Raw genomic sequence first — 19512 nt, 5'->3', positions numbered from 1 at the left:
CCGCAAACGCCCGCGGAGCGATTGGCGCAGCCGCGGACCGTTTTATTGGCCGTGGCTTTTCAGGACCCGGTCGCAGGCCTTGCTGATTTTGGGACGGTTCTGCTGCAGGCAGGCCAGGATGGTGAAGTCGCCCTGGTCGATGACCGGACGGCAGTGGCGCTGAACGTCGCGCGAACAGGCCGCCTGCTCTTGCGGGGTGCCGCCGCGCTGCTGGGCGATGGCGCCTGCCGGAACCGATACGGACAAGAGTGTGAGTGCAACGAGAAATTTTCGCATCATCTTCCTTCATTGTGGCGATTGGAAATTCCGATCCCCACCGGCAACAAGCCGGGAGGGTCGGATCGCAGGCGCAGCGAACCGCGACATCAGGAAGTCAGAAGCACTGGTAATTGCGGCCAAATTTGCGGCGGCCAGATTCGGAATTGTACCCGCCTTGATGGAACCAATTTGCTGACATAACCGTTTGATATCTATGATCTATTTGTTGACCGATATTTTTCGCGATAGACTGTTGCGGGAGACCCCCGCGAATAGTTACATGGAACACGAGCGAATCTTGGTGAGATCATCAGCGTTTGGTTTCGCCGCCGGTCCAGCGATACCGGCAACCGATGCTGCGACAGGGCAGCAGCCAAGCCTGTCATTTGAACCTAACATACTGCGGCGACACTAAAACTTCGATGCGGCGCGACGGTTCTGGTATCAGAACGTCAATTTAGATGGGAAAGTTCACGATGAAGTTGTTCGGATCCGGCTCGTTTGGACAGGCGATCAAGGCTGCCGGTATCGGCGCCGCACTGATGTTGTCGGTGTCAGCAGGTCATGCCCAATCGGGGCCCTTTGCCGGCTTCGAAGGATCATGGGGCGGCAACGGCACGGTTGCGCTGTCCGATGGCACGATCGAACGCATCCGATGCAAGGCCAGCTACAAGGTCAACGGCAACGGGCTCGGGCTCAAGCAGAGTCTCAACTGCGCCAGCGACAGCTACAAGTTTGTCCTGAGCAGCGATGTCACGAGCCAGGGCGACCGCATTTCCGGCAACTGGAGCGAGAAGAGCCGGAATATTTTCGGCAACCTGCAGGGCACCGCGGGCGGCGGCCAGATCGACGTGTTCGTGGAGGCTTCCGGATTCGCCGCAAATCTGACCTTGCGGACCACCGGTAACAGGCAGACGGTGCAGATCAGTTCCAAGGGCGAAATCAGGGGCGTGACCATCACGATGTCGAAGGGCGGCTGACGGCCGCATCTTCCAGCTTCGCTCGAACGTCCAGCAAGCCCGGTTCTGATTCTATCAGAACCGGGCTTTGTTTTTGCTTTCGCTATCGAGTCCCGCGAATCCGCTGCGACATGTTGATCAGCCACATCGCCGTCGGCCGCAGGATGAAGAGATCCGCGACCAGTGCCGCGACCATCGAAAAGGCGCTGAGCCAACCGAACAGGCGCAGGGACGGCAGGTCGGAAAAAACCGTCACGACAAGGCCGCAGGCCAGTACAAGCGTGGTCAGAATCAGCGCCGGACCGACCAGCACGGTCGCGCGCTCGACCGCCAGCGCCGGATCGATGCCCGGCGTGGTCTCCATCCGCAGCCGGTTGAGAAAGTGGATGGTCGCGCTGAGGCCGAGGCCGAACGACACCGTCAGCGCCACGACGCTGGCGAATTGCAGCCCCTCGCCCAGCGCCCACAGCACCGTGCCCGAAAGCACCACCGGAAAGATACCGGGCAGGATGGAGGCGAACATCACGACCCATGAGCGGAACGCCAGCCCGATAAACACGGCGACTAGCGCGAATTCGATGGTCAGTGCTGCGTTGAGCTTCCCGATCATGTTGGCACTGTTGCGCGCCGCGATTGCCGACAGGCCGGTGACGGCGATCTCAAAGCCCGGATGTTTCTTGCGGACGTCGTTCAGGGCGCCGTCCAGCTTGTCGATGACCGGCAGGATCGCACTCGAATCGAGGTCGGGCACCCTGCCCGAAACCACCACAGCATCCTGATCGGCCGAGATAAAGCGCCGGACCAGGTGCTCCGGGATCACGCTGACATATTCCTTCAGGGTCGCGACATCGGAATTGCCGGCCTTTTCAGCCAGCCAGCGTCGCAGCGTCTCGAGAGACCAGACGTTGCCGACACCGGCCTGGCTTTCGACCGTGGAGTGAACGTCCGCGATGGTTTGCAGGGTTTCCGGCGCATACAGCGACGCGCCCTTGGGGAATTCGATCAGGATGTCGATCGGGTTGGCGCCGGTCAGCTTGGCGTCGAGCCGGCCGCTGGCCGCCACTGCCTGCTGCTTGTCGGGAACCTGATCGGCAAGCCGGTAGCGCGGTTCGAGATTGGCGTAGATCGCGGCCAGACCGCCGACCAGCACCACCGCGATCAGGCTGAACAGCCCGGGACGGCTGACCATGCGCACCGCGATCCAGTAGCAGAAGGCGCGCAGCGCGTTGACGCCGGCATCGGCCGCCTTGAACTTGGCGGCAAAGACCTGTTCGTTGCGGACCAGCAGCACCCCGAACACCGGAACCAGCGACAGCACCGCGATCAACGCGATGATGGTGGCCGCAAGGCCGGCTTCACCGAAGGTGCGGATCAGATCCGAATCCGAGAATTGCAGCGCCAGGAAAGAGATTCCAGCAGTGGCATGGGTCAGCACGCAGGCCGGCCCGACCACGAGAACGGCGTTGCGGAAGGCGGTAAAACGATCCTCGCCGGCCAGCAGCCGGTCGCGCGCGGCAAATGTCAGCTGCATCGAATCGGAGAAACTGATCACCATGATCAGAGGCGTCATCACGTTGAGGAACATGTTGAGGCTGAATCCCGCCCAGCCGAGGGCGCCGAGCGACAGCAGAATGGCGAGCAACGGCGGGAACGCCGCCACGATCATGAACGAGATCTTGCGGAAGAACAGGATCGCGATCAGGCATCCCGCCAGGATGCCGGCGACGTTGTAGATCAGGCCGTCGCGCTCGACCGCGTTGCGGATCTCGAGCTGCATGACCGGGACGCCCGACAGCTCCTTGCTGAGCCCGGTATCGGCGAGATCCGTCGCCATGATCTTGCGGATTTCACCGATGGTCTTTTGCAGCCCGTTGTTGCCGACGACCGACGGCTCGAGCGATAGCACGATCAGGGCCAGCGTGCCGTCTTCGGACAACAGCTTGCCGCGGATGATCTCGTTGGTCTTGACGGTTTCGATGAACGTGTCGTAGTCGGCCCCCTTCGGCAGGTCGGCCGGAAACAGCGCCGCGGGCAGCTTGCCCGGCGCCGGCGCCTGACGCGCCGAGAACAGCGAGATCAGGCCGCGCGTGCCCTCGACGAGTTGAAGATCCGTGACGAGGTCGCGGATCTTCTCCAGGTTTTCCCGCTGCAACAGCGTCTTGCCTTCCACCACGACCAGCACGTCGAATTCGGTCGAAGGGAAGCGCTTGGTGACCTCTTCGTATTGCCGGTATTCCTTGGAGTCGGAACGGAACAACTGACTGAGCGAATCGTCGATCTTGATGCGCTGGATGCCGAACACGGCGCCGATCACCATCGCTAACAGGATGATGCAGGACAGGATGGGTGCGCGCATGGCGATGAGGCCCATGCGCTCGAGGCCAAACGCGATGCTTAGCTGAGGCTTTTCCAGCGTCTGCGCATCAGCTTCGACCGGGTTTCTCTCCAGCATGTCCTGTCCAGTTCTCACATCGGCTCAGTCTGGCCAGCTTGGATTCGTCGGGCGCGAGGGGAAACTGAATCGGCCACGTCTGATCGGCGCTAGCCGTTGAAATCATGCGGTAAATTAGCCGCGTGAGGTGTAGCAGGTCTGTCCGGCATCTCGCAAGCGCACACCCGGCACGAAATCGGCGTGTATGAGGCCATAAAGGCCTTCAAATCACGGATTTTTCATGCCCGCCTGAAGGGGTATCGATGCGCTTATGCGCCGGACCGCCGCTCTCGTCCTTCAAGGCGACGCCGGTGACTTCCCGGGCCAGGCCCTCGCGGATCAGCCAGGCAATACGCGAGGCCGCCTCATCGTAGCCAAGCCCGGCGCCGTGGATGCTGGACACGCAATTGCGCTCAGCGTCGGTGACGTCGGGCCGGGGCGCGAAGGTCAGATAGGCGCCGAGGCTGTCGGGCGCGGACAGGCCGGGCCGCTCGCCGATCAACACCACGACCATGCGCGCACCGAGAATGGCGCCGATCTCGTCCCCCAACGCGACCCGCGCGCCGGAGGCGACCACGGCGCAACCGATGTCGATTCGCCCGGCCGCCAGCCGCGGCATCAGGCTGCTCATCAACGCAATGGCGTGCGCATTGACCGCCGTCGGCGACAGGCCATCGCCGACCACGACGGCCAGCCGGCACGTACCGGCATTGCGGCTCGCCAGAAGCTGCCGCGATGCATGGTCGAGCTTTCGCCCGAGGTCGGGACGCTTCAGATATTCGCGACGGTCGCGCGCGCAGCTGGACACACTGGGCGCTTCGAGCCCGAGGCCGCCGAGCCCCGTGATCAAGGCGGGCACATCGAAGGCGGCATGCACGGCGTCGCGGGCCCGCGCATGATCGAGCGTGAAATCGAGCAACGCCCGGGTCGGCAGGCCGGCTCCTGCCCGGCCGAGCCCGACGCGCGCCGGGGTCAGATTCCGCAAATCGCGCAGCGAACGGGACGGCGGCGCCGTTACAGCCATCGCGGGTTACTCGGCAGGGACCGATGCCTCGCGCAGCCGGATCGAGTAGTTCGAGGCGTTCTGCTGGCCGACCGAGGCATCGCGCGCAAACATGATCAAATGGTGTCCGATCATGCTCGACGCGATCAGGCCCTCGATGTCGCCATGGCGCAGCCGGCCTAACGCAAACTTCCAGAACACCTTGCGGTAATCGCCGAGCACGCCGACCTTCCAGAAAATATTGCGCAGCATGATCAGCGCGCGCTTGATGTTGGACCAGCTCCTCTGCTCCGGCGTGACCGGCACCTTGATCCGGTTGGCATAGGTGTAATCGCACTGGTACTGATAGCGCGCATAGAGTTTCTCGGGCTGGTAGGCGATCTCCATGCATTTGCGCCAGGAACTGACGACCTGGTCATAGGGCAGCCGGAAATCGACGTTGGAATCGCGGCCGTCGTCATGGATCAGCCGGCCCTCGCGTTCGAGCCGGTCCCACAGCGGCGTCTGAGGCAGCGCCTGCAGGAGATTGATGGTCAATAGCGGTATTTGCGATTCATCGACAAAGGCCAGCAAGGCGTCGGCTGTCTCGGGCTTGTCGGTATCTAGCCCCATGATGATGCCGGAGACGACCTCCATTCCGTAGCTGTTGATGGTGTGAATGCCCTCCAGGATCGGAACCATCATGTTGTGGTCTTTTTGCATCGCCTTCAGCGCCGCGGGATCGGGGGTCTCGATGCCGCAGAAGACGGTGACGAAGAAGGCGTCGCGCATCTTTTCGAGAATCTCGGGCCGCTTGGCGATGTTGAGCGTCGCCTCGCAGGCGAGCCGCATCACGTAGCCGGTTTTCTTCTGCCACTCGACCAGATGCGGCAACAGATCGAGCGCCGCCTTGCGGTTGCCGATGAAATTGTCATCGACGAAATAAACCGAGCCCGTTACCCCGCATTCGAGCAATTTGTCGAGTTCGGCGATGATCTGCTGCGGCGATTTCAGGCGCGGATTGCGGCCATAGAGCCCAGGAATATCGCAGAACTCGCACTGGTATGGACATCCGCTGGAATACTGGATGCTGCCGAGGAAATACCTTTTGACGTCGGCGAGCTCGTAGGCCGGAATTGGAAATTCGGTCATGGCGAGACGATCGCCGGTCTTCAGTACCACCTGCTGCTCGGGCCGCGAGGGATCGCGCGCCAGCCGGACCAGCAACTCGTTGGTGGCGTCGCCGAGTTCCCCGACATGAAGATAGTCGAACGAGGGATAGTATTCCGGACAGGCCGAGACCGACGGACCTCCTATCGCAACCGCCAGATCGAACGCATGCGCGCGACGGCAGATATCGTTCATCTGCTGACGCTGGATGTGCATGCCGCTGACGAACACCGCTTCCGCCCATTCGAAGTCTTCCTGCGAGGCGGGACGGATATTCTCGTCGATGAAGCGGACCGGCCAGTGTTCGGGCAGATAGGCCGCGATCAGCAGCAGCCCTTGTGGCGGCATGAAGGCCTGAACGCCGTCCGTGAGCGGGTAGGCATGTTCGAATGTGCCGAAAGACGAAGTATAGCGCGGGAATACGCACAGGATGCGCCGAACCGTCTCGATGCCTTCAGCCCTCATCAAACTTCCTAACGCCTGTAAACCTGCCGGCCGCCAAGTTAAGCACGTGCTTCAACGCTGGGCTACAAATTCTTCAACATTGTGGCGGGGTTCTTCAACATTGGCGCGGCCGTTCCCAACTCGCCAGCGGCCGGATGGTTGCATGCCCGCTGCGGCGCGGTCCTGACGCCTCAAGCCAGCAGCCGCGATGCAAAATCGGGTAGCAGCCCCGTATGCCCGGCGAGCCGAAAGTCTTCACCGGCCAGCCCCGAGCGTACCAGCCAGTCGTCGAATTCCGGCGCCCGCTTCAGGCCGAACAGATCGCGGACATAGAGGGCGTCATGAAAGGAAGTGGACTGGTAGTTCAGCATGACATCGTCTGCCCCCGGCACCCCCATGATGAAGGTGACCCCGGCGGCGGCAAGCAGCGTCAGCAAATTGTCCATGTCGTCCTGGTCGGCTTCGGCGTGGTTGGTGTAGCAAACATCGACGCCAAGCGGCAGGCCGAGCAGCTTGCCGCAGAAATGGTCCTCCAGCCCGGCGCGGATAATCTCCTTGCCGTCATAGAGATATTCCGGGCCGATGAAGCCGACCACGCTGTTGACCAGCAGCGGATCGAAGGCGCGCGCCACCGCATAGGCCCGCGCCTCCAGGGTCTGCTGGTCGACGCCGTGGTGGGCGTTGGCAGAAAGCGCCGACCCCTGCCCGGTTTCGAAATACATCACATTGCTGCCGACATTGCCGCGACGCAACGACAGCCCGGCCTGATGGGCCTCGTGCAGCAGCGCAAGATCGACGCCGAAACTCCGGTTCGCCGCCTGGGTGCCCGCGATCGACTGAAACACCAGATCGACCGGAAAACCGCGGTCGATCAATCCGAGCGTCGTGGTGACATGAGTCAGGACGCAGCCCTGCGTCGGGATCTGCAGCCGCGCGATGATATCGTCGAGCAACCGCAGCAGGCCGCCGATGACCGCGGGATCGTCGCTGGCCGGATTGATGCCGATACAGGCGTCGCCGGATCCGAGCAGGATGCCGTCGAGGATCGACGCGGTAATGCCCCCGGCGTCGTCGAAGGGATGATTGGGCTGCAGCCGCACGCTGAGCCGGCCGCGCAGGCCGATAGTGTTGCGAAAGGCCGACGTTACCTGGCATTTTTTCGCGACCAGGATCAGGTCCTGGTTGCGCATCAGTTTCGACACCGCCGCGGCCATTTCAGGGGTGATGCCGCGCGACAGGTTTGCCAGAACCATCGGAGTGGCTGCGTCGGACAACAGCCAGTCGCGGAATCCGCCTGTCGTCAGCGAGGATATGACGGCGAAGGCCGCGGCGTCGTGGCTGTCGACGATCAGCCGGGTGACTTCATCGCTTTCATAGGGAACGACGGTCTCCTGCAGGAACTGCTTGAGCGGAACGTCGGATAGCGCGATCCGGGCCGCGATCATTTGCGCGGCACTTTCGGCCGCGACCCCCGCGAGGCGGTCGCCGGAGCGCGGCGGCGTCGCCTTGGCGAGCAGATCGCGCAGATCATCGAACACGTAAGTGGTGGCGTCGATGGCGTGTCGATAGATCATGAGGACTCCGAACCCGTCAACCTCCCGAGGCGCGACGGTTTTCGAAGACTAGCACCGGATGCGGGACTACGCAGCCCGCACGGTGGAGAGGAATTTGACCACTTCGGTCTTCAGTCGCTTGTTTTCGCTGGACAGCAACTGCGCCGACGCCAGCACCTGCGAAGAGGCGGTTCCGGTATCGCTGGCGCCGCGGTTGACGTCCGCGATCGAGTTCGCGACCTGGGTGGAACCGACCGCCGCCTGCTGCACGTTGCGGGCGATCTCCTGGGTCGCCGCACCCTGCTGCTCAATGGCGGCAGCGATCGCCGAGGCGATCTCGGAGACCTGCCCGATCGTGCCGTAGATTTCCTTGATGGCGACCACCGAGTCCCGGGTTGCCGCCTGCATGCCGGCGATCTGGGTCGATATCTCGCTGGTAGCCTTGGCGGTCTGCGACGCCAGCGCCTTGACCTCCTGCGCGACCACGGCAAAGCCGCGGCCGGCCTCGCCGGCGCGGGCGGCTTCGATGGTGGCGTTGAGCGCGAGCAGATTGGTCTGTGCCGCGATCGAGGTGATCAGCTGGGTGACGTCGCCGATGCGGCTGGCAGCCAGCGACAATTCGGCGATCCGCGCGTCGGTCTTTCCCGCCTGCTCGACCGCCTCGGTGGCGATTCTGTTGGAATCCGCGACCTGGCGGCCGATTTCGTTGATGGAAGAGGCCATTTCTTCGGTGGCCGAGGCAACCGACTGCACGTTGGCAGATGTCTCTTCCGAAGCCGCCGTTACCACGGTCGAAAGCTCCTGGGTGGCCGTGCTGCTGTTGGTCAGGATGACGGCCGAGTTTTCCAATTCGCCCGATGCGGCGCCGACGTTTTCGATGATGTTGCCGACCGCGATCTCGAAACTCTCGGCGAGGTTATGCAGTTCGGCGCGGCGGGCGACGGCCAGTTCACGATTCTTGTGCTCGCGCTCGGCGGTGTCGCGTTCGGCCTTGCCTATGGCCTGCACCTTGAATTCCTCGACCGCTCGGGCCATCTGGCCGACTTCGTCGCGGCGATCGAGGCCAGGCAACTGGACATCGAAATTGCCGACCGCGAGTTCGCGCATCGCCTTCGACATCGCCACTACCGGGCGAGAGATGTTGCGGCCGATCAGGAACGAAACCACGATGCCGGCGAAGGCCACCACCAGCAGCACGGCCATCAGCGTCAACTGCTGCTGTTCCAGTTTGATTCCGGCTCGGGCGATCTCGCGATCCTTGCTGTCGATCGAGCGTGTGATCAGATCGTCGGTCAATTTCTCGATATCGGCGAAATTGCGTTCCGCGCCCTTGATGAACATCATCGCCGACCCGGTGTCGCCATCGGCCATCTCGATGGCGTTCTTCGACTGCTTGAGATAGCCGGCGACGGCCGTCTTCAGTTTTTGCAGGCCATCCGGTTTGCCACCGGATTGGGTTCCGCCCTGGGCGGCTTCGACCGCCTTCAGGGCTTCCGAGATCTTCGAGGCGGCCGCGGAAGCTTCCTTGGAGAAGGCCTCGACTTTCCTGGTATCGGTCTCATTGGCGGCGGTCGCCGCCAGTCGGTACAGCCTGGCATGCGCCATCCAGGTCGTCGTGGTGAGTTCGCTGGCCAGTTCGGATTGCCGCATCGGCCCGGCGACCAGTGCATCGACCGCGGTCTGGTTCGAACGCAGCGCCTGCAAGGCATAGACGCCGACGCCGATCAGGACCAGAATCAGGAATGTCGGCGCGAGCTGAACTTTCCAGGACAGCCCGATATTTTTGATCCAGGCGAACATATCAATCCTTCGGGGCGGCGGTCGCCGTGGCAATACCGATCGTCATGCGTCAGAGCTTGTAGATGCCTGCACACACCGCCGTGTTGTCGACCTTCTCGCAGTACATCTGCTTCGGCTCGACCTTCTTGCTGACCGGATTGACGAACTTGTAGTCCTGCCAGAACGTGGGCTGCTTGGCGGCCATTTCCACCCGTTCCTTGACATAGAGCTTGCCGTCGACGTCCTGCGCATCGATCAGGTCCTTGCCGACGAATTTGGCGTTGGAGCCGTGGGCCAGCACCTTGCCGTCGAGCTGATAGACCACGACGTACAAGTCGCGATCGACGAAGCCGGCGGCCTTGCCGGTGAATTCGGGATAGGCCTTGTCGGCGCCCTTTTCCTTGATGAAGCTGACGGCCTTCTTGACCATCGCAATGGCGTCATCCTTGCCCGCACCATCGGCAGCCATGGCGGCGCCTGCGCCTATGAACATGGCTGTAAGTCCTGAAACGAGCACCTTCGTTGACCAGTTGTTCACGTTCTCTCTCCGGATCGATTGATTTGGACGCGGTTGCAGCACCGCACACGGCATGATTGTCAAAAAGAGCGAACCGTCAGTTAACTTGCCTATCCGTAGATCAACGGGGGATAGGGAATCCAACTTGCAGGAAAATGCACCATTTCGAACTTCGGTTACGGCAGACAACACCGAAACGGAGTCTGCCGCTGCGGCGCCAATCGCCCGAAATATTGATGCCGGATCCGCGTTTCGGACCCGGAACCATTCGTTCCGGGATATCGCGTCACGTGCTGACGCCTGAACCTGGGCCGCTTTCCGCCTCACTTGGTCGCAGGAAGTGGACGAACGCCCATGGCAAAATGCGGGCGAAGATGGAACCGCAGGGGATCAAGCATGCACCATACGCCGCTTATCGCCACCATCGTCGCCGGTCTCGGACTGGCCTTCGTGTTTGGCGCGCTGGCCCATCGTCTTCGGTTGCCGCCGCTGGTTGGTTACCTGCTGGCCGGCGTCGCCGTCGGGCCATTTACGCCGGGCTACGTGGCGGATCAGGCGCTGGCGACCGAGTTGGCGGAACTGGGCGTCATTCTCCTGATGTTCGGAGTTGGTCTCCACTTCTCGCTCAAGGACCTGCTGTCCGTGCGCGCGATCGCGTTGCCCGGAGCGGTGGTCCAGATCGCCGTCGCCACCCTGATGGGATTGGGCCTGGCGCTGTTGCTGGGATGGACGGTCGGTGCCGGTCTCGTATTCGGAATGGCCCTGTCGGTCGCAAGCACCGTGGTTTTGCTCCGGGCCATCCAGGAGCGCCGTCTGATGGAAACCGAACGCGGGCGCATCGCGGTCGGTTGGCTGATCGTGGAAGACCTCGCGATGGTGATTGCGCTGGTTCTGCTACCGGCCCTGGCCGGGATGTTCGGCGTGGGCAGCAACTCGCCGGTCGCGGATCCGCTGGCGTCCTATCTCGATCTCGGTTTTTCGGGCGTGCTGCTGCTCACCCTCGTCAAGGTCGGCGTCTTCGTCGGCTTCATGCTGGTGGTGGGCCGGCGTGTGATCCCCTGGATCCTGCACTATATCGCCCACACCGGCTCGCGGGAACTGTTTCGCCTCGCCGTTCTCGCCATCGCCCTGACGGTGGCGTTCGGCGCTGCGAAGCTGTTCGGCGTTTCGCTGGCGCTCGGCGCGTTCTTCGCCGGCATGATCCTCAGCGAATCTCCACTCAGCCAGCGCGCCGCCCAGGAATCACTGCCGTTGCGCGACGCCTTCGCCGTGCTGTTTTTCGTCTCCATGGGCATGCTGTTCGATCCTGCGAGCCTGCTGCGCGAGCCGTGGCTTTTGCTCGCCACACTGTTCATCATCATCGTCGGAAAATCGGTGGCCGCGTTCCTCATCGTGCTGGCCTTTCGCCACCCGGTGGGAACGGCACTGACGATCTCGGCAAGTCTCGCCCAGATCGGCGAATTCTCGTTCATCCTGGCTGAACTCGGCGTCAAGTTGAATCTGCTGCCGACGGCAGGACGCGACCTCATCCTGGCCGGCGCAATTCTCTCCATCATGCTCAATCCGCTGGTCTTCGCCGCCGTCGACTGGCTGGCCCGACGCCTCGAGCGTCCGTCCGGAGAGAGCGCTGTCAGCATTTCCCACCCCGGCGCAGAAGCGCCGACAGCACGGGTCGCCGCGCCGGAAGCGTCATCCGATCCGCCCGATGCCACGCAGTTGACAGGCCATACCATCCTTGTCGGCCATGGCCGCGTCGGCAGCATCGTAGCGGATGCCTTGCAAAAGAGCCGTCGGCCCTTCCTCATCATCGAGGATGCGGACAACGTGGTGGCAAAGCTTCGGGATAGCAATTTCGAAACCATCGTTGGCAATGCCGCGCGTTCCGACGTCCTGAAATCGGCCAATCTCGGCGCCGCCCGGTATCTGCTGATTGCGATACCGGGGACATTCGAGGCAGGCCAGATCGTGCAGCAGGCGCGCGCCGCCAATCCCGGCATCCAGATCATCGCACGGGCTCATTCGGACGCCGAGGTGGAGCATCTGAAAAACATGGGCGCCGATCTCATCATCATGGGGGAGCGGGAGATCGCACTCGGAATCATCCGTCAATTGCTTGCTTGGCAAGGGCGTGACGCAGCGCCCCTCGGTTAGCTGTCCCCGCCGGGTTGTGATGGAACTCACCGCGGCGTGCGTCGAAGTATCGCGCGGCTTGCCGGGACTCGCGATGCTAGATTACCGAGGATTCAAAGCGGATCGATTGGGCGAGGAGTATGTCCAATGTTGCCGACCAGAGCACCTCGAACGCTTCGTGTCGTCGGGACGTTCGACCTCGTGACGCCTGATGGGCAAATTCACCGATTTCCCATGCCGGGATGGTGGCAACGCACTTGCAGGAGGCTTCACTCCTGTGTGGAACCAGTAATCCTGGCGGCGGTGATGCTGGGCCTTGTCTACACCGCAGGCGCTGCGTTTGAGCCGCTTCAATCGCTCGCAGCCGATGCCTGTGCGAATGAAATTGGGTCCCGCCCGAGCATCTTGCTCTGGGCCCGGCAGTTCGCCGCCTGAAGGCGCGCGGAATCGCAAAGGCATACCCCTTTCGACGGCCAAGTTTTGGGGCGACAAGACTCCCGACACGCCATCGTGGTGCACGCTGGCGCAAAGTCCGACGCTAAGCTAACCTCTGGACCATTCAACTGAGCCGCGCACATCATGCTGACCACCGTTCTGTTTTCAGTTTTGGTGCATTGCCGTCCGATGCAGGGTCGGTCCGCGTGAACGCCTTGCGCCGCCTCTGGAACGGGGATCTGCCGCTGCCGCAGGCGTTCTGGAAATGGGCGGTGGCCGGCGGTATTGCGGTCAACCTGACGACGTCGATCCTGTTTCTGGTGCTGGTCATGAACGATCAGATTGTCGCGGCGCTTATCGTCGGTTACGTGCTTTCAGTGCCCTACAATTTCGTTGCAACGGTCGGCGTCTGGCGATCGGCCGGACGCTACGAGGGCGAGCGCCGTTGGGCCGACCTCGCACGCATCGTTACGGTAGCCGGAATGATCCTTTTCAGCCTCACCTGAACCTCGAACATCAATCAAAGGCTGCGTCGCCCGCGCCAGGATATTGATGCCTCGCGCCACCTGCCTCATTCCCCGATGAGGACCGAGATGCCCTCGCGGCGGGGCTGTCGCAGCGGGGCTTCCCCATGCATGGCTCGGCTGCTATTGTCCCAACGAGAGCCGGAATGGCCCGCGAAAATCACAGGGGAGACGACGAATGGCAAGGACGTTCGTGACGATGGCCGGCGTTGCTGCGCTGGCCGGTGTGCTGGCTGCCTTATCCGGGCCCGCGATGGCGCAATATCCCGACCGCCCCATCAAGATGATCGTGCCATGGGCCGCGGGCGGCGATACCGACAACATCTTCCGGCCCTTCGCCGTCGAATTCCAGAAACATCTCGGCCAGCCGGTCGTCATCGCCAATGTCGGCGGCGCGTCCGGCACCGTCGGCGCGCGCGAGGCGCAGAAGTCGGCGCCCGACGGCTACACGGTCTATGCGATGCACGACTATATCCACCTGACGTTCTATGCAGGGATCAGCGACGTCAAGTACAGCGACTTCGAGCCGGTCTGCCTGGTCGCGGCGACGCCCTCGGTGCTGACTGCGAGCGCCAAGACGCCGTGGAAGACCTGGCAGGAGCTCGCAGACGACGCCAAGAAGCGACCGGGCGAGATCACGGTCGGCGCTACGCTCGGCTCCACCAGCCATATCTTCCCGGCCATGATCGAGAAGGCGGCCGGCATCAAGTTCAAATTCGTGTCCTATGACGGCCTGGCGCCGCGGATGAACGCGCTGCTCGGCGGCCACATCAACCTCACCGATTCCAACCTGACGCAGAAGGGCAAGGTCGAGGCTGCCGTGCTGCGTTTTATTGCGATCGCCAGCGAGAAGCGCGATCCGGAAGCGCCCGATGTGCCGACGCTGAAGGAGCTCGGCATGAACATCGTCTACGAAGTGGCGCGCGGCGTGATGGTGCCCAAGGGAACGCCGGCGCCGGTGCGTGCCAAGCTGGAGGAAGCCTGCGCCAAGGCGGTCAAGGAGCCGAGCTTCGCCCAGGCGATGAAGTTGCAAGGCACCCGCGTGGCGTACCTCAGCGCCATTGATTATGCCCAGTTCCTCGCCAGGATCGACGGCGAGAGCAAGACCATCATGACCGATCTCGGCCTGATCAAAAAATGAGCATAGGCCGCGACGGAATTGCCGGGCTGGTCCTGCTCGCGATCAGCCTGGTGCTGCTGGTCAAGTCGTTCCAGCTTCCGTCCCTTCCCATCGTTCCGGTCGGGCCGGGCTTTTACCCGGCCATCGTGCTGTCCTTCATGGCAGTCGCAAGCGCGCTGCTGGTGCTGCAAGATATCTTGAAGCGCGCGCCCGTCACGGTCGAAGCGGGCGAGTTGCCGCGGCGAAACTACCGCCTGGTCGTGATCGCCTTCGCGATCGTCGGCCTCTATGTGATGTTGCTGCCGCTGCTGGGATTTCGCCTCGCGACGGTCCTGTTCGTCGGCCTGCTGCAGGTTGCCCTGGGTCAGCCGCGAACGATACGGCAATCGATCGTGCTTGCTGCGATCGCGCTAGGCACCGCCATGGCGAGCTATTTCGTGTTCGAGCGATACCTGCTGGTGCTGCTGCCGCGCGGCGCATGGACGGGCTTCTAGATGCTCGATCTGCTCGCGAACGGTCTCGTCAACATCGCGCAGTGGAAATACCTGTTGCCCTTGTTTGCCGGCACCTTCATCGGCGTGATCGGCGGCGCGCTTCCGGGCGTCACCATCACCATGACGGTGATCGTGGTGCTGCCGTTCACCTACGGGCTCGATCCGCTGGCGGGCCTGGCGGCGATGACCGGCGTCTATGTCGGCGGCTCGACCGGCGGCCTGATCGCCGCCTGTCTGCTCGGTATCCCCGGCTCGCCGGCTTCGATCGCTACCACATTCGACGGCTTTCCGATGGCGCGCAACGGCGAACCGGGCCGCGCCATCTGGCTCGGCGTATGGGCGTCGGTCTGGGGTGGCCTGCTGGGCGCCCTCTTCCTCGTGTTCCTGACCGGGCCGCTGGCGGCGATCGCGCTGGAATTCGGACCCTGGGAATATTTCTCGCTGTTCGTGCTGGCGATGGCGATGGTGGCGGGGCTGACCGAGGCTTCGCTGCTCAAAGGGCTGCTCTCGACCGCCATCGGGCTCCTGATCACCGTGGTCGGCCACGATCCGATCGGCAGCGTGCCGCGCTTCACTTTCGGCTCGGAATTCGTCGGCGGTGGTTTTCCGTTCCTGCCGGTGCTGATTGGCGTTTTCGCCTTCGCGCAGATCATGACCGATCTGGAGAAGCTCAATGGGCCGCGCGGCCAGCCGGTGCCGTCGCTGGTCGGCGTCAAGCTCGAGCGCTTCTCGCACCTCGGGGTGAACCTGGAAATCTTCAAGCGGCCGTTCCTGCTGGCGTGGTCGACGATTGTCGGGCTGATCATCGGTATCCTGCCCGCCATCGGCGGCAGCGCGTCGAGCGTCATGGCCTATGACCAGGCCCGGAAATTCTCGAAGACGCCCGAGCGTTTCGGCAAGGGCCATCCGGAGGGCATCATCGCCTCGGAAGCCTCCAACAATGCCAATGTCTCCGGCTCGCTGATGACCATCATGGCGTTCGGTATCCCCGGCGACGCCGTCACCGCGGTGATGCTCGGCGCAATGACGATTCACGGCATTCAGTCGGGCCCACTGTTCATCTCGCAGAATCCCGATATCGCCTATGGCATCTATGCGGCCTACATCCTGGCGCATCCCTGCATGCTGCTGATCTGCATCGCGCTGATGCCGCTGATGCTGCGGGTGACCTCGGTACGGATGGCGGTGCTGGCCCCGGTCGTACTGGTGCTCTGCGTGGTCGGCGCCTACGCGCTCAACAATACCATGCAGAGCGTGTATGTGCTGCTGCTGTTCGGTGTGATCGGCTACGTGCTGGTCAAGCTCGGCTTTCCGCTGGCGCCGCTGATCCTCGGCTTGATTCTCGGCGACCAGATCGAGATCAATCTGGTGCGCGCCATCATGACCGACCCGAGCCCGTGGCTATTCCTGACGCGGCCGATCTCCGGCGGGCTGCTGGTGGCGGCCGCACTTTCGGTGGCGCTGGCGATATGGCAGCATCTGCGCCACCAAAAGCGGGTGGCCGAGGAAGAGCCGGATTTTTGAGATGAAGTTCGATGGCATAGGGGGAGAAAGCCGTGCGACCTGACTTGCGTATTGCGGTGGTCGGGCTCGGCGCCATCGGCACCAGGGTGGTGGAAGCGCTGGACCGGGGGATCGACGGGCTGGTTCTCACCGCGGTGTCGGTGCAGAACCCGGAAAAGCATCGCAGCCGGCTGGCCGGTTTGACGACACCGCCTGCCATGCTGCCGATCGAGGCGCTGGTCGATGTCGCCGACATCGTCATCGAATGCGCCCCGAGCCGACTGGTCAGATCTATCGTGGCGCCGTTTGTGGGTGCCGGAAAGACCGCGGTGGTGCTCAGCGCGGGCGCGCTGCTCGACCACGACGACCTGATCGAACTGGCACGGCAACATGGCGGTCAGATCGTGGTGCCGACCGGCGCGCTGATCGGCCTCGACGCGGTGACCGCCGCGGCGGTCGGAACCATCCATTCGGTCCGGATGATCACGCGCAAGCCGCCGGGCGGGCTCGCCGGCGCGCCCTATATCGTCGACAACAACATCGGCATCGACGGAATTACCGAACCGCTCAAGGTTTTCGACGGAACCGCCCGCGAGGCGGCACGCGGATTTCCGGCCAATGTCAACGTTGCCGCCGCCCTCTCGCTCGCCGGGATTGGTCCCGATCGGACGACGATCGAAATCTGGGCCGATCCCGTCGTGACGCGCAACATGCACCGGATCGAGGTGGACTCCGATTCCGCACGATTTTCGATGTCGATCGAGAACATTCCGTCGGAGAATCCAAAAACCGGCCTGATCACTGCGCTGTCGGTCATCGCGTGCCTTCGCAAGCTGCGCGCATCGCTTCGCGTCGGGACATAAAGGCGCGCGCCGGACCGCGCAAGCGCGGCCAGCCCAACGCGCGCCTCGCCGGGAAGCCTGTCCGCCCTCGCTGCCCGCTATGCCGCGAGGCACCTTTCGGCGGAGCGCAGGCGGAAGGGCTTTCCGCCTGGCGGGCGCGGGCTGCCGTCGAGCTGGCAAAGCGCCTCCAGAATTTCGTCGATGGTCACGGGCGCCTTGAGGCCCGCCGGTGCGCGCAGCGCGGGGCATGAGGCGATTGCGCTGGCATCCGACGCCCAGGACGCCAGGATGGCCCGCTTCTCGCTAAGGGTCAGCGAGGGATGGGACACCACATCCCTCGGATGTTCAAACAGCGTGCCGGGATGGAGCAGCGCGTTGAAGTCGAACACATTGTCGTCGAAAGCGGTCGTCGGCCGCATGGTCTCCTCCATTCATAGACGAGGTTGCGATGCCGCGCGCCGTGTCGCGCGCGGCATCGGGTCTTCGCTGTCAGGCCGCCCTGGCTTCGATCTGCTGGACGTTGCCGGCCGGCGCAGCACTGATCGCGATGCGCCGCGGCTTCATGGCCTCCGGAATCTGCCTCACCAATTCGATTCGCAGCAGGCCGTTGTCGAAGACGGCCCCCCTGACCTCGACATGGTCGGCCAGGCTGTATTGCCGCTTGAAGCTCCGGGTCGAGATGCCCCGATACAGGAATTCGCGTTCGGCCTTCTCGGCCCTGTTGCCCTCGATGGTGACCACATTCTGCTCCGCCGTCACCGAGATTTCGTCCGGCGAGAATCCCGCGACCGCCAGCGAAATCTGGTAGCGATCCTCAGCCAGCCGTTCGATGTTGTAGGGCGGATAATTGTCCTCGCCGGCCCGCTGGGCTGCTTCGGCGAGGTCGAACAGGCGATCGAAGCCAATGGTCGAACGCCAGAGGGGCGAAAAATCGTAGGTGCGCATAGCCAAATCCTCCAATGAGCAAGTTGGTTACGAGCGGCACCGGACACGTTCCGGTGCCCGTCTCAGCCGGGCCCCAAAGGCGCCCGGACGCCACCCCAAGGTGGCGACAAAAGAATTAGAAAAAGCCGGATTTGGTTTCAAGGGCCCGGCGAAAAATTTTTCGCGGGCTTTTTCGGGGCTCGGGGAGATTATTCGTCCTTGGGGATCGGACTGCCGGCGTCGGGCGCCGCCGCCTCGGTCAGTTCGCGCTCCGCCTGGTGATAGAAGTGCTGGTCCTGGCCATCCGGCTTTCCAGCCTGCTCCCAGAGCTCATAGGCACGTCGCACGATTTCTATCCCGCTTGGCCTGCCCACGACAACATCTCCCGCAATGTCTGCCTTCAACCGATCGAGACGAAATACGTTCCTTTGTCGGACGCCCGACATCCCCGCGTCCATCGACGGCATTATTCCGGGGGGACGATCTGCGACAGGAACAAGATGGGGCCGGGCCGGTTCTAACGTAGCAAATTCCAACCGGAGCAATACCATGGCCAAAGAAAAACTGCTGCACGACCTGTTCCTCGACACCTTGAAGGACATCTACTTCGCCGAAAAGAAAATCCTGTCGGCGTTGCCCAAGATGGCGAAAGCGGCGCAGTCCCCCAAGCTGAAGGCGGCGTTCGAGAAGCACATGGGCGAAACCGAGGGCCAAGTCGATCGGCTCGAACAGGTGTTTGCCTCGATCGATGAAACTCCGAAAGGCAAGACCTGTGACGCCATCATGGGAATCCTCGACGAGGGCAAGGAGATCATGGACGAGTACAAGGGAACCGCGGCCCTCGACGCCGGCCTTCTCGCAGCCGCGCAGGCGGTGGAGCATTACGAGATTTCCCGCTACGGAACCCTGAAGACCTGGGCGAGCGAGCTCGGCTACAAGGATGCCGTAAAACTGCTCGATGCGACGTTGAAGGAAGAAAAGACCACCGACAGCACGCTCAGCCAGATCGCCGAGTCGGAAGTCAACCGGCATGCGGAAACGGCGAAAGCCGCGTAAAGCGGCAGCGCACGCTTTTAGACCCCCACTTCCAGAGAAGGCCTCTTTCTACCGGGGCCTTCTTTTTTGCCGACCTGGTGCGCCCGCTTCTGCAGAAGTGAGCTCCGATTGACAGGCTTATCCGCTGCGTGACCGTCGAAGTTCAGACCGCCCGCCCCGCCGCCACGCCCGACGACCACGCCCATTGAAAATTGAAGCCGCCGAGATGGCCGGTGACGTCGACGACTTCGCCGATGAAATAGAGCCTGGGGACGGCGCGGGATTCGAACGTCTTCGAGGAAAGCCCCGATGTATCGACGCCGCCGAGCGTCACTTCCGCCGTGCGATAGCCCTCGGTGCCGTTGGGCCGCACCCGCCACTGCGTCACGCCGGCGGCAATCTCCGTCAGCAG

19 protein-coding genes are annotated in these 19512 nt (G+C 63.0%); 8 read left to right on the top strand and 11 right to left on the bottom strand.

The features are described from left to right. Nucleotides 1-42: 42 nt before the first annotated feature. Nucleotides 43-276: a hypothetical protein gene (locus Q8R73_RS22580; protein ID WP_305721803.1), complete on the bottom strand. Its 234-nt coding sequence runs from the start codon at nt 274-276 to the stop codon at nt 43-45. Between the two features lie 458 nt (nt 277-734). On the opposite strand from Q8R73_RS22580, the gene Q8R73_RS22575 reads away from it, so the two are divergent. Further along, entirely contained in the window at nt 735-1238 is a 504-nt protein-coding gene (locus Q8R73_RS22575; RefSeq protein ID WP_305721762.1) for a hypothetical protein, read from the top strand. A gap of 82 nt (nt 1239-1320) precedes the next feature. On the opposite strand, the gene Q8R73_RS22570 is transcribed toward Q8R73_RS22575, so the two are convergent. From Q8R73_RS22570 to Q8R73_RS22545, 6 genes are all read right to left on the bottom strand, one after another. After that, nucleotides 1321-3669 (bottom strand): RND family transporter, encoded by a 2349-nt coding sequence (locus Q8R73_RS22570; protein WP_305721761.1) that lies wholly within the window; start codon nt 3667-3669, stop codon nt 1321-1323. A 202-nt stretch (nt 3670-3871) separates the two neighbouring features. Next, a complete protein-coding gene (gene eutC / locus Q8R73_RS22565; RefSeq protein WP_305721760.1) occupies nt 3872-4672 on the bottom strand; it encodes an ethanolamine ammonia-lyase subunit EutC in 801 nt (266 codons plus the stop codon). A 6-nt stretch (nt 4673-4678) separates the two neighbouring features. Further along, on the bottom strand, nt 4679-6265 hold the full coding sequence (locus tag Q8R73_RS22560) for a B12-binding domain-containing radical SAM protein (RefSeq protein ID WP_305721759.1): 1587 nt from the start codon (nt 6263-6265) through the stop codon (nt 4679-4681). Between the two features lie 170 nt (nt 6266-6435). Next, entirely contained in the window at nt 6436-7818 is a 1383-nt protein-coding gene (locus Q8R73_RS22555; RefSeq protein ID WP_305721758.1) for an ethanolamine ammonia-lyase subunit EutB, read from the bottom strand. Nucleotides 7819-7884: 66 nt separating this feature from the next. Next, nucleotides 7885-9597: a methyl-accepting chemotaxis protein gene (locus tag Q8R73_RS22550; RefSeq protein WP_305721757.1), complete on the bottom strand. Its 1713-nt coding sequence runs from the start codon at nt 9595-9597 to the stop codon at nt 7885-7887. Between the two features lie 49 nt (nt 9598-9646). Continuing rightward, on the bottom strand, nt 9647-10069 hold the full coding sequence (locus Q8R73_RS22545) for a cache domain-containing protein (protein WP_371126154.1): 423 nt from the start codon (nt 10067-10069) through the stop codon (nt 9647-9649). Nucleotides 10070-10489: 420 nt separating this feature from the next. On the opposite strand from Q8R73_RS22545, the gene ybaL reads away from it, so the two are divergent. From ybaL to Q8R73_RS22515, 6 genes are all read left to right on the top strand, one after another. After that, on the top strand, nt 10490-12244 hold the full coding sequence (ybaL, locus tag Q8R73_RS22540; RefSeq protein ID WP_305721755.1) for a YbaL family putative K(+) efflux transporter: 1755 nt from the start codon (nt 10490-10492) through the stop codon (nt 12242-12244). 620 nt (nt 12245-12864) lie between these two features. After that, nucleotides 12865-13164: a hypothetical protein gene (locus Q8R73_RS22535; RefSeq protein WP_305721754.1), complete on the top strand. Its 300-nt coding sequence runs from the start codon at nt 12865-12867 to the stop codon at nt 13162-13164. A gap of 196 nt (nt 13165-13360) precedes the next feature. After that, complete coding sequence (locus tag Q8R73_RS22530) at nt 13361-14323, top strand: tripartite tricarboxylate transporter substrate binding protein (protein ID WP_305721753.1); 963 nt, start codon at nt 13361-13363, stop codon at nt 14321-14323. After that, on the top strand, nt 14320-14796 hold the full coding sequence (locus Q8R73_RS22525; RefSeq protein ID WP_305721752.1) for a tripartite tricarboxylate transporter TctB family protein: 477 nt from the start codon (nt 14320-14322) through the stop codon (nt 14794-14796). The genes Q8R73_RS22530 and Q8R73_RS22525 overlap by 4 nt, the downstream gene beginning before the upstream one ends. After that, a complete protein-coding gene (locus tag Q8R73_RS22520) occupies nt 14797-16320 on the top strand; it encodes a tripartite tricarboxylate transporter permease (protein ID WP_305721751.1) in 1524 nt (507 codons plus the stop codon). It abuts the gene before it with no gap. Between the two features lie 32 nt (nt 16321-16352). Next, a complete protein-coding gene (locus Q8R73_RS22515; protein WP_305721750.1) occupies nt 16353-17162 on the top strand; it encodes an aspartate dehydrogenase in 810 nt (269 codons plus the stop codon). A 77-nt stretch (nt 17163-17239) separates the two neighbouring features. On the opposite strand, the gene Q8R73_RS22510 is transcribed toward Q8R73_RS22515, so the two are convergent. From Q8R73_RS22510 to Q8R73_RS22500, 3 genes are all read right to left on the bottom strand, one after another. Next, complete coding sequence (locus Q8R73_RS22510; protein WP_305721749.1) at nt 17240-17560, bottom strand: hypothetical protein; 321 nt, start codon at nt 17558-17560, stop codon at nt 17240-17242. Between the two features lie 70 nt (nt 17561-17630). Next, a complete protein-coding gene (locus Q8R73_RS22505) occupies nt 17631-18086 on the bottom strand; it encodes an Hsp20 family protein (protein ID WP_305721748.1) in 456 nt (151 codons plus the stop codon). 188 nt (nt 18087-18274) lie between these two features. Beyond that, nucleotides 18275-18412, bottom strand: coding sequence for a DUF2934 domain-containing protein (locus Q8R73_RS22500; protein WP_305721747.1), 138 nt, complete (start codon nt 18410-18412; stop codon nt 18275-18277). Nucleotides 18413-18614: 202 nt separating this feature from the next. On the opposite strand from Q8R73_RS22500, the gene Q8R73_RS22495 reads away from it, so the two are divergent. Then, entirely contained in the window at nt 18615-19121 is a 507-nt protein-coding gene (locus Q8R73_RS22495) for a ferritin-like domain-containing protein (protein WP_305721746.1), read from the top strand. A gap of 142 nt (nt 19122-19263) precedes the next feature. Here the strand turns inward: Q8R73_RS22495 and Q8R73_RS22490 are convergent. Next, the coding region (locus Q8R73_RS22490; protein ID WP_305721745.1) for an NAD(P)/FAD-dependent oxidoreductase at nt 19264-19512 on the bottom strand (249 nt) is incomplete at its 5' end.

The sequence above is a fragment of the Bradyrhizobium sp. genome, assembly GCF_030697065.1.
Lineage (GTDB): Bacteria > Pseudomonadota > Alphaproteobacteria > Rhizobiales > Xanthobacteraceae > Bradyrhizobium.
The sequence above is the reverse complement of the archived record's forward strand: the minus strand, read 5'-3'. Positions and strand labels throughout refer to the sequence as shown.